The sequence below is a fragment of the Providencia sp. JGM181 genome, from assembly GCF_018257375.1.
GTDB classification, from domain to species: Bacteria; Pseudomonadota; Gammaproteobacteria; order Enterobacterales; family Enterobacteriaceae; genus Providencia; species Providencia lanzhouensis.
Genome location: NZ_JAERJY010000129.1, coordinates 1 through 10,359, shown reverse-complemented (window position 1 = coordinate 10,359; position 10,359 = coordinate 1). Strand labels below are relative to the sequence as shown.

Here is a 10,359-nt window from a genome sequence, read left to right as displayed (position 1 = left end):
GTTTTAATAGAAAATTATTTTATTTCAATATGATGCGTATTGATTTTCAGGGTTTAACTTCATTGGGTAAATCATTGCTTTATTTGGCTTTCAATTCTTGATTTTACTAATGTATTTAATCTTTCTTAAGTGATATTCTTTTCCCCGCTTTAAAAAGGAATGGTTTCTATTGAATTTCATATTGAGAATTGATGATTAATTTAAATTCTCATAATAACAAAATTATGCGAAAAATATTATGAAGCTAAATAAATTAAGTCTGGCAGTGACTATTGGAATTTCCTTATTAACGTCTCAAGGATATTCTGCGAATAATAAGCTTGAAATTGAGAAAAAGGTTGATATCAATATTGGCCCTGGTATTGATTCTGAAGATCTTTCGATTTCAGGCGATGGAAAGGTTATTGCGGGAAATGAAAGTTCGGATAATCGTGATTCGGGTGTGTTTCGTTGGTCACAAGACAAAGGGATCATGCATTTAGGCACGCTGAAAGCAGATAACAGCGGTCGTGCGTCAACAAATGGCGTTTCAAAGGATGGCTCTACGATTATTGGTTATTCAAGTACAGATGATGGGCGCGGAAGTGCATTTATCTGGACTGAACGTGGCGGAATGGAAGGCTTAGGTAGTTTACGTACGGATGGCATTAACGGTTCGTATGCCCAAGCAGTTTCTGATGATGGGAAGGTAGTTACAGGGCAAGCGTCAGTGGACGATAACCGCTCTGTTGCGTTTATTTGGACTCGAGAGTCAGGCATGGTTGGGCTGGGAACATTAAAAAGCGATAACACAGGAACTTCTGATCCTAATGGATTATCCGCTGATGGCTCAACGGTAGTGGGGGATTCAAGCACTCACTCAGGAAATACGCATGCTTTCAGATGGCGTAAAGAAACGGGCATGACTGACTTGGGAATATTAACGTCGGATAATTCAGGAATTTCATCGGCAAATGGCGTGTCTGCCAATGGTTCAGTTGTCGTAGGTTCTTCTGACACAGATGGAGGGGATAGCAATGCTTTTCGTTGGACTGAAAAAACCGGAATGGTGGGTCTAGGCACGTTACGCGCCGATAATTCAGGGCGTTCAGGGGCTGACTATGTATCCAGAGATGGCACCGTCGTTGTCGGTGGGTCTGACTCTGATTATGACAGTGATTCCACAATGGCATTCCGCTGGACTGAAAAAGACGGCATGAAAGGCTTAGGAACATTAAAGTCGGACAACTCAGGCTATTCAGAAGCGTATGATCTCTCAAGTGATGGTTCAGTGATTGTGGGGGAGTCATACACGGATTCTAATAAATACATGCAGGCTTTCCGTTGGACTGAAGAAACAGGTATGGTGAACCTAGGAACGCTGCAATCCGATAACCTCGGTAACGCAACGGCGTATTCGGTATCGGATGATGGTTTGGTCGTGGCTGGAACCTCAATCACAGACAGTGGTGAGAGCCATGCTGTTTTGTGGAAAATTAAGGAAGCCTCAACGAAGCCAGTTGATCCAATAAAACCGGTCGACCCAACGAAACCAGTAGACCCAACTAAGCCAGTTGATCCAGTAAAACCCGTAGACCCAACAAAACCAACGATTGTGACGGTAGATGCCACCAATAGTAGCCGCGCAATGTCTCGTACAGCAAGTCGTGGATTTGAAGTGCTCGATCTCTACCAAAATAGCTTAGAGACTCTCAGTTCAAGTCGCTGCCAGTTAGGGCAGGACAACTACTGCGTTGGGTTATTTACGCAATATGATACCGTATCAAGCAACCATCGTGTTGCTACTGGCTTGCATGGAACTCTGCGTTTACCAGCAGAAAACTGGACTGTTGGTGTGGCGATGAACTTCGCCAATAACACAACACTCACTAGCAATTATGATACTCGTGGTAGCAATCATCCTGCGGTGGGCGGTTATATTCGCTATCAAGAAAACCGTAATAATGAAGGTCTCTATGCAGATTTGTCGGCATCATACCTGAGCCAAGGCTTAGTGATCACCCGTGATACCTTACAAAATACGGAAGGTGGGCAAGGCAACGCGACTATCAAAGGTTATCAAGCTCGTGTAGGTGCAGGTTACGGTATTTCCGTTGCTCCTCAAACTCAATTGCTACCAGAAGTAGCATTGACCTATAAAGATATTAATCGCAGTGGGTATACTGAAGCGAAAAATGCGGAATTTGCTGCGCAATATGGACGTATGGGTAACAAACGTACAGATATCGACCTTGGTATTCGAGTGGATCACAATATCAATGATGTAGTCACGTTAGATGGAAAAGTGGGTAGCGCATTCAAGCTAAATAGTGATCGTGATGCATTTACAGGCTATGTACCGTACATTGGCGCTTATGCTTATGACAAAGGCTCAGAGAAAAGTGTGACTCCATATGTGGCTGCGGGTATCAATGTGAATGTCACGAAAAACTCTACATTACGCGCCGATGCTGGGTGGCAAAAAACGGATTATAACCATGATGGTGTTCAAGCAGGGTTAAGTTATTCGTACCATTGGTGATGATAGGTAAAATAAATAAGTACAATATAAATAAGTAAAAAAGAGGGCGTTTAGCCCTCTTTCTTCAAGTCTTAATCAAACTTCAGATATTTATCAAATAACGTCAATCAATCGCCGCAACGATTTTGATCTCAACTTTATATTCAGGCTTCATCAGAGCCGCTTGAACAGTGCAACGAACAGGCGCGCTACCCGCAACAACCCACGCATCCCACGCTTGGTTCATGCCAGCAAAGTCCGCTTTATCTGCGAGGAAGATAGTCGCATCTAAGATTTTGCTTTTATCGGAACCCACACGGCCTAACATGACATCAATAGCGGCTAAGGTATCTGCGGTTTGAATAATAATATCGCCATCCAGTTTTTCTGGGACGCTAGTGTAATAGACCACGTTGTTGTGGATAACAGCTTCAGACCAACGGGTATCTGGGTCAATGCGTTCAATAGTCATAATTGTTCCTTATTATCAATGCTAACCAAGGATATCAGTTTGCTACTATGATGAAAATCAGTTCATTGATGAAACGATAATTAGCTCAGCAGCCATCTTGAACTCATGGTAAAGTGTGCTCATCAACAGTAAGCAATATAGGTTCGTAGTGTCTAACGACTTTTCAGCAGATGGCTTTCTAGCAAAAACAATTCCCGGTTTCCAACCTCGAGCTGCGCAGGTCACCATGTCTGACGCGGTTACTCAATCTATTGAGCAGCAGCATGTGCTGGTGGCTGAAGCGGGTACAGGAACAGGGAAAACCTACGCTTATCTCGTCCCTGCATTACGAAGTGGCAAAAAAGTGATTGTCTCTACAGGGTCGAAAGCACTGCAAGACCAACTTTATCACCGCGACCTACCTACGATTATCGATGCGATGAACTACACAGGTAAAACGGCGCTATTAAAAGGGCGTTCAAATTATCTGTGTCTTGAAAGATTAGATCAGCAATCCCTCGGTGGAGGTAGTCTTGAACCGGAGATCCTCGCAGCGGTTGTTAGATTGCGCAGTTGGTCCATCGAATCAGAACTGGGGGATACCAGTACTTGCCATGATATTGCTGAAGATAGCCCCGTTTGGCCGTTAGTTACTAGTACCAACGATAACTGTTTAGGCAGTGATTGCCCCCGCTACCAAGAGTGCTTTGTACTCAAAGCGCGTCGTAAAGCTCTTGATGCCGATGTAGTGGTCGTTAACCACCATCTTTTTATGGCTGACAGAGTGGTGAAAGATACAGGTTTTGGGGAGTTGATCCCCCAAGCGGAAGTGATGATTTTCGATGAAGCCCATCAAATCCCTGATATTGCAAGCCAATATTTTGGTCAGCAACTCAGTAGCCGGCAACTGTTAGATTTAGCTCGCGATATGATAATGACGTATCGTACAGAACTAAAAGACCAAGCTCAATTGCAAAAAAGTGCCGATCGACTGACGCAAAGCACACTGGATTTTCGTCTTAACTTAGGGGAAAACAGCTTTAGAGGGAATTTACGGGAATTACTGAAGTTATCCGAAGTTCAGCGAGCGTTAACGCTACTGGATGATGCACTGGAACTCTGTTATGAAGTCATCAAAACGTCATTAGGGCGTTCCCAAAGTTTGGATTCTATTTTTGAGCGCGTGACGATTTACCGCAACCGTCTTAACCGCTTAAAGGATGTCACCATACCGGGTTATAGTTACTGGTTTGAGAGCTACGGACGTCACTTTTTATTAGCCTTAACACCACTCACTGTCGCGGATAAATTCAGTGAAATGATTGCTAGTACGCCGGCTAGTTGGGTGTTCACGTCAGCAACCCTTTCTGTTAACGAAAAACTGAGCCATTTTACTGACCGCTTAGGTCTCAGCTCTGCGAAAACATTATTGCTCGCAAGCCCGTTTGATTATGAAAGCCAAACTTTGCTGTGTGTGCCTCGCTTTTTACCGGAGCCTAATCAACGGGGTAGCGCTCAAAAGCTTGCCAATATGTTGCGCCCGTTAATTGAAAAAAACCGAGGTCGATGCTTCTTTTTATGTACCTCTCATTTAATGATGAGGGAATTAGCTGAAGAGTTTAAAGCGTCGCTGACATTGCCTGTGCTTATGCAGGGGGAAAGCAGTAAAAATAAATTGTTGGCACAGTTTACTGCGGCAGGAAATGCCGTTTTGGTGGCTACGAGCAGTTTCTGGGAAGGGGTTGATGTCAGGGGTGATGAACTGACCTGTGTGATCATCGATAAACTCCCGTTTACTGCACCGGATGACCCGTTATTACGCGCTCGGATTGAAGATTGTGAACTTCGAGGGGGAGACCCATTTGCCGATGTTCAACTGCCCGATGCCGTCATCACATTAAAGCAAGGGGTGGGACGCTTGATCCGTGATACAAAAGATTACGGCGTGATTGTGATTTGTGACAATCGGCTAGTGACTCGCCCTTATGGGGAGGTGTTTTTGCGAAGCTTACCTCCTTCACCACGTACGCGAGATCTGAATAAAGCGATTGAATTTTTGGCAACAAAGCGCGCGGAAGCGATTGAGAAACACTAATTTTATGCAATCCTGTGGGCGGTTTATGCTAAGATACCGCCCATCTTTCAGGTTGCCGTCATAAGGCGACAACAAAAAACCTAATATTTGCCGGAGTTTAGGCATGTCGAGTCGTATTCTAGCTGTTGATACAGCCACTGAAGCTTGTTCTGTTGCATTACTGTGCGACGGTGAAATTATTTCGCGTTTTGCGATCTCTCCTCGCGAACATACTCAAAAAGTATTACCGATGGTAGAAGAAGTGTTAGCGCAAGCAGGCATTAAACTTAATCAATTAGATGCATTAGCATTTGGGCGTGGACCGGGTAGTTTTACTGGGGTTCGAATTGGTGTGGGCATTGCTCAAGGTTTAGCTTTGGGCGCCGATTTACCCATGATTGGTGTTTCCTCGCTGATGACGCTGGCACAAGGTGTATATCGAACAACGAATAGTTCCCGTGTGTTGGTGGCGATTGATGCTCGAATGTCCGAAATATATTGTGCGCAATATCAACGTGATGAGCGCGGTGTTTGGGTAGGTGAAGAAACTGAAGCTGTGATGCTTCCTGCTGATTTCAAATTAAAATTCACTGAATTAGAAGGGCAATGGAGTCATGCAGGAACGGGCTGGGCTGCTTATCCTGAATTATTAGAAGGCTTGTCCTTAAGTGACAGCCTAATCACGTTACCTGCAGCGCAAGATATGCTGCCAATTGCTGAGCAGCTGTGGCTAGCAGGTAAAGTGACTGCGGTTGAGAATGTCGAACCGACTTATTTGCGTAATGAAGTGACTTGGAAAAAATTACCGGGTCGCGAATAAATAGAATCAGCATGATTTTTGTCGAATGAAAAAATAGCTATCAGGGTAAAACCGATAGCTATTTTTTTAATCTAAGATATAGAATCGGTGTTTAATTGAGCTATTATTGAATAAATAAGCGTTAATAAAAATTGGATTGCACATATAATGTGATAAGGAATACCAGCAGTTTTAATACGTACTATCTCACTTTATAATGACTGCTAATTGGAGGTGGTAAATGAAAATTCAATTTAGCTACCGCTCGGCAATGAAAACGCTATTACTTGCGGGCATATTAGCGCTGGCAGGTTGTGTATCTATCCCTCAGTCTATTAAGGGATCAGTACCTAATCCTGCAGATAATCTTAAGTCGGTGCAAAATGCGCCGGAGATGTATATTGGTCAAGAAGCGCGTTTTGGCGGTAAAGTGTTATCTGTCTTTAATGAGCCGAAAAGAACGCGGATTGAGATAGCCGTCATGACGTTAAATAAATATGACGCTGCGCCTGAATTAAACTCTGCATCGCTTGGTCGAATCTACGCTTATATTAACGGGTTTGTTGAGCCAAACGATTTTAAAAACCGCTATGTCACTGTTGTGGGTAACATAACTGGAGAACAAGCAGGGAAAATCGGAGAGGTACCTTATCAATATGTGACAATGAATGTCACAGGCTTCCAACGTTGGAGCATTGCACAAAGCGTGATGATGCCACCGCCTGCGGGTCCATGGGGGTACGGGTATTATGGTTCCCCATATTACTATAATCATCCTTGGGGATGGGGCTATGGGTATCCAGTGGGGCCGGCTCAAGTACAGACGTATTTAACGGAAGATTAAGCAATAGTATTATTCTGCTAAAAATCCTAGTTAAGCTAGGATTTTTTTTATAAAAATACTGAGCATGAGTGGACTATTAATCGCTTAATTCTCCAAAAATTCCTGCCAACAGTGTATAATTACAGGTTATAAGCAGACTAAAGTTCTGGTGAATTAATCATAAGTTGATAGGGCGGCATTGACCGCCTTATTTTTATCTCGAAGGAATGAAATTTATTTAGTGATATAGCTCTCAACCTTAACATTGTCTAATTTTCAAACTGGTACAATGAGTTAATAATTTGTTAAAGGGTTGTGTAAAATAATAACTCACTAAATTCAGGAGTAACATTTTGGAAAAAATCTGGCTAAAAAACTATCCTGCTGATGTACCTGAAGAAATAAGTCCTGATGACTTCGCGTCATTAGCAGAGTTACTTGAAAACGCCGTTTCTCAATATGCGGATCAGCCAGCGTTCATTAATATGGGCGCAGTGATGACCTACCGTAAACTTGAAGAGAGAAGCCGCGCATTTGCCGCATACCTACAAAATGGATTGGGTCTTAAAAAAGGTGATCGAGTTGCGTTAATGATGCCAAATTTGCTGCAGTATCCTATAGCGCTGTTTGGGATTTTGCGTGCGGGTATGGTAGCGGTTAATGTTAACCCACTGTATACCCCGCGAGAGTTAGAGCATCAGTTAAATGATAGTGGGACAACAGCGATTGTCATCGTTTCTAACTTTGCACATACATTAGAAAAAATCGTTTTTAATACCAAAGTTAAACACGTTATTTTAACCCGCTTAGGGGATCAGCTACCGCGCCCGAAAGCCACAATTGTGGATTTTGTGGTGAAATATGTAAAACGGTTGGTTCCAAAATACAATTTACCGGATGCCATTTCGTTTCGTCGCGCTATGCATCAAGGCTATCGAATGCAATATATCAAGCCGAATATTATTGGCGAAGATTTAGCATTCTTACAATATACCGGTGGTACGACTGGGGTAGCCAAAGGTGCGATGTTAACGCATCGTAATATGCTTGCGAATATCGCCCAAGCTAAAGCTGCGTATGGTCCTGTTTTACATTTTGGGCATGAATATGTGGTAACGGCACTGCCGCTTTATCACGTCTTTGCGCTGACCGTAAACTGCTTATTGTTTATCAGTGTGGGTGGCGTGAATCTGCTTATCACCAACCCGCGAGATGTGCCAGATACGGTGAAACAATTATCCCGCTATCCCTTTACCTCGATCACGGGTGTTAACACGCTCTTTAATGCATGGTTGCAAAACCCGGAGTTTCAGAAGCTTGATTTTTCTCGTTTAAGGCTGTCTGTTGGAGGCGGAATGCCTGTCCATAAAGCGGTTGCTCAGAAGTGGCAAGCGCTGACTGGACGGCATTTACTCGAAGGTTATGGCTTAACGGAATGTTCGCCATTAGTTTCTGGTAACCCATATAATTTAACAGCTTATAGTGGTAGTATCGGGATACCTGTTCCATCAACCGATGTGAAATTTTTAGATGATGATGGGCATGAAGTTCCTCATGGTACTCCTGGGGAAATGTGGGTAAAAGGTCCGCAGGTGATGAAAGGCTATTGGAATCGTCCCGATTCGACCAGTGAAGTGCTTATCAATGGTTGGTTAGCGACTGGCGATATCGCAGAAATAGATGACGAAGGCTATATTCGTATTGTTGATCGCAAAAAAGATATGATTATTGTCTCTGGTTTTAATGTCTACCCGAATGAAATCGAAGATGTCATTTCCATGCATCCTGATGTTATCGAATGTGCTGCAATTGGGGTACCAAGCGAAAGTACTGGAGAGGCGGTGAAGGTTTTTGTGGTCACCAAAAATTCAGCACTGACCGCAGCAGATCTAAAAACATTCTGCCGTCGTTCATTAACTGCGTATAAAGTACCGAAAATTTTTGAGTTTCGTGATGAGCTGCCGAAATCTAATGTAGGAAAAATTCTACGAAAAGAATTACGAGCCGAAGAGCAGCAAACACGAGAAAAATCGCCGTCATAGCGAGTAGGCGATGAATTAACAAAAGCAATGTGTGTAACGCCGGTTTTTACCGGCGTTACTGTGTCAATCAGATACATTTAACCAAATTATAATAAAGAGAAACTTGTTTTGAATTACCGTTTAGTCACAACAGATAGCGAATTAGCCCAAATCTGCCAAGAGGCCAGTGATGCGCCATGGTTAGCATTAGATACTGAGTTTGTTCGCACTAGAACCTATTACCCACAGCTGGGCTTATTGCAGTTGTATGATGGAAAACAGGTTTCACTGATTGATCCGCTATTAATGACGGATTTTAGCCCATTTAAGGCGCTGTTAACCAATCCAAACCAATTGAAATTTTTACATGCAGGCAGTGAAGACTTAGAAGTGTTTATGCATGATTTTGGTTGTGTGCCAGAGCCGATGATAGATACCCAAATCGTAGCGGCATTTTTGGGTTATCCCATTTCTTGCGGCTTCGCTACGTTAGTGGCGGAACATTTGGGAGTTGAGTTAGATAAAAGCGAATCTCGAACAGACTGGCTCGCGCGTCCTTTAAGTTCGAAGCAGTGTGACTATGCGATGGCGGATGTACTTTATTTACTGCCGCTGGCTAAAATTTTGATGGAAAAAGTGACGGAAGCTGGCTATTTGGCCGATGCCCAAGACGAGTGTCAGCGTGTGGTTGCTCGCCGTCAAAAAACAGTTAAACCTGAAAAAGCCTACTTAAATATCACGAATGCATGGCAATTACGCGATGAGCAACTTGCTTGCTTACAGTTGCTGGCGGCATGGCGTTTGGATCAAGCCAAAGCGCGGGATATGGCGATCAATTTCGTGGTTAAAGAAGAAAATCTGTGGAAAATTGCGCGTTATTTACCGAGCTCTTTAGGTGAGTTGGATGCCCTTGGTTTATCTGGGCAAGAAATTCGCTGCCATGGTCGCCGCTTGTTAAGTATTGTCGAAGACGCGAAGAAACTGGATGCCAGCCAGTATCCGGCGCCTGTTGCTAATATTACTGAACAGAGCCAATACAAAAGCATTTTTAAAGAGATCAAAGGGGTGGTGAAAGAAATCGCCGAGAATGAAAAATTCAACCCAGAGTTATTGGCATCTCGTCGACAAATTAACCAGTTATTAGCGGTGCATTGGGGGCTAAAAGAGAAATCATGTCAGCCTGAACTGCTTGCTGGTTGGCGAGGCCGGTTACTAGAAGCCCCATTAACCCAATTACTTAGCCAAGCGTAATTATGATAAAGGCACAAAATAGCGATAATTTTGTGCCTTTATACCATTTCCAAAACACTTTTTTTCTTGGGTAATTTGTTACTCATTTCAATAAGTTTTATTTTAATCCCGCCAATATTCAATATTTATTCTTCTTTAAATAATAAAGATTATTATTTTGCACTAATCTAAAAATAACACTGCACTTTGGCATTAATGACACTATTTAATGCATTTCAATTCTGTAATTACTCTTAAAAAATTGGAAATATAAATAAAAACCAAACTTAAAATAACCCATTACAGCGATGATTAACATTTGTAGAGGGAGGGTTGTTTTATAGTTGATTGAAAAATAAAAAGAAAAATTATCATTCTAATACAATGATTTTTAATTGAATTATAAATTCGCTATTTGTAAATAAAACTCATTCTCATAAAATCATTTTCAATTTGTGGGC

At 42.6% G+C, this 10,359-nt stretch carries 7 protein-coding genes; 6 read left to right on the top strand and 1 reads right to left on the bottom strand.

Going from position 1 to position 10,359, the window contains the following annotated elements; translation table 11 throughout:
- The first annotated feature begins 238 nt into the window (after positions 1 to 238).
- On the top strand, positions 239 to 2,521 hold the full coding sequence (locus tag JK188_RS14200) for an autotransporter domain-containing protein (RefSeq protein ID WP_211885491.1): 2,283 nt from the start codon (positions 239 to 241) through the stop codon (positions 2,519 to 2,521).
- A 103-nt stretch (positions 2,522 to 2,624) separates the two neighbouring features.
- Here the strand turns inward: JK188_RS14200 and JK188_RS14195 are convergent, their stop codons facing one another.
- The gene (locus JK188_RS14195; protein ID WP_036948225.1) at positions 2,625 to 2,972 is read right to left on the bottom strand and encodes a RidA family protein; all 348 of its coding nucleotides are present in this window, start codon (positions 2,970 to 2,972) and stop codon (positions 2,625 to 2,627) included.
- Positions 2,973 to 3,120: 148 nt separating this feature from the next.
- Here JK188_RS14195 and JK188_RS14190 point away from each other — a divergent pair, with 148 nt between their 5' ends.
- From JK188_RS14190 to rnd, 5 genes are all read left to right on the top strand, one after another.
- Positions 3,121 to 5,046 (top strand): ATP-dependent DNA helicase, encoded by a 1,926-nt coding sequence (locus tag JK188_RS14190; protein WP_211885492.1) that lies wholly within the window; start codon positions 3,121 to 3,123, stop codon positions 5,044 to 5,046.
- A gap of 103 nt (positions 5,047 to 5,149) precedes the next feature.
- Positions 5,150 to 5,845: a tRNA (adenosine(37)-N6)-threonylcarbamoyltransferase complex dimerization subunit type 1 TsaB gene (gene tsaB, locus JK188_RS14185; RefSeq protein ID WP_211885493.1), complete on the top strand. Its 696-nt coding sequence runs from the start codon at positions 5,150 to 5,152 to the stop codon at positions 5,843 to 5,845.
- 220 nt (positions 5,846 to 6,065) lie between these two features.
- Positions 6,066 to 6,668, top strand: coding sequence for a Slp family lipoprotein (locus JK188_RS14180; RefSeq protein WP_036948218.1), 603 nt, complete (start codon positions 6,066 to 6,068; stop codon positions 6,666 to 6,668).
- A gap of 332 nt (positions 6,669 to 7,000) precedes the next feature.
- Positions 7,001 to 8,689 (top strand): long-chain-fatty-acid--CoA ligase FadD, encoded by a 1,689-nt coding sequence (gene fadD, locus JK188_RS14175; RefSeq protein ID WP_211885494.1) that lies wholly within the window; start codon positions 7,001 to 7,003, stop codon positions 8,687 to 8,689.
- A gap of 108 nt (positions 8,690 to 8,797) precedes the next feature.
- Entirely contained in the window at positions 8,798 to 9,919 is a 1,122-nt protein-coding gene (gene rnd, locus JK188_RS14170) for a ribonuclease D (protein WP_211885495.1), read from the top strand.
- Positions 9,920 to 10,359: the final 440 nt, after the last annotated feature.

What these genes read in the sequence shown, in the direction of transcription:
- JK188_RS14200 (WP_211885491.1), top strand. Translation starts at nt 239, where the DNA reads ATGAAGCTAAATAAATTAAGTCTGGCAGTGACTATTGGAATTTCCTTA.
- JK188_RS14195 (WP_036948225.1), bottom strand. Translation starts at nt 2,972, where the DNA reads ATGACTATTGAACGCATTGACCCAGATACCCGTTGGTCTGAAGCTGTT.
- tsaB (WP_211885493.1), top strand. Translation starts at nt 5,150, where the DNA reads ATGTCGAGTCGTATTCTAGCTGTTGATACAGCCACTGAAGCTTGTTCT.
- JK188_RS14180 (WP_036948218.1), top strand. Translation starts at nt 6,066, where the DNA reads ATGAAAATTCAATTTAGCTACCGCTCGGCAATGAAAACGCTATTACTT.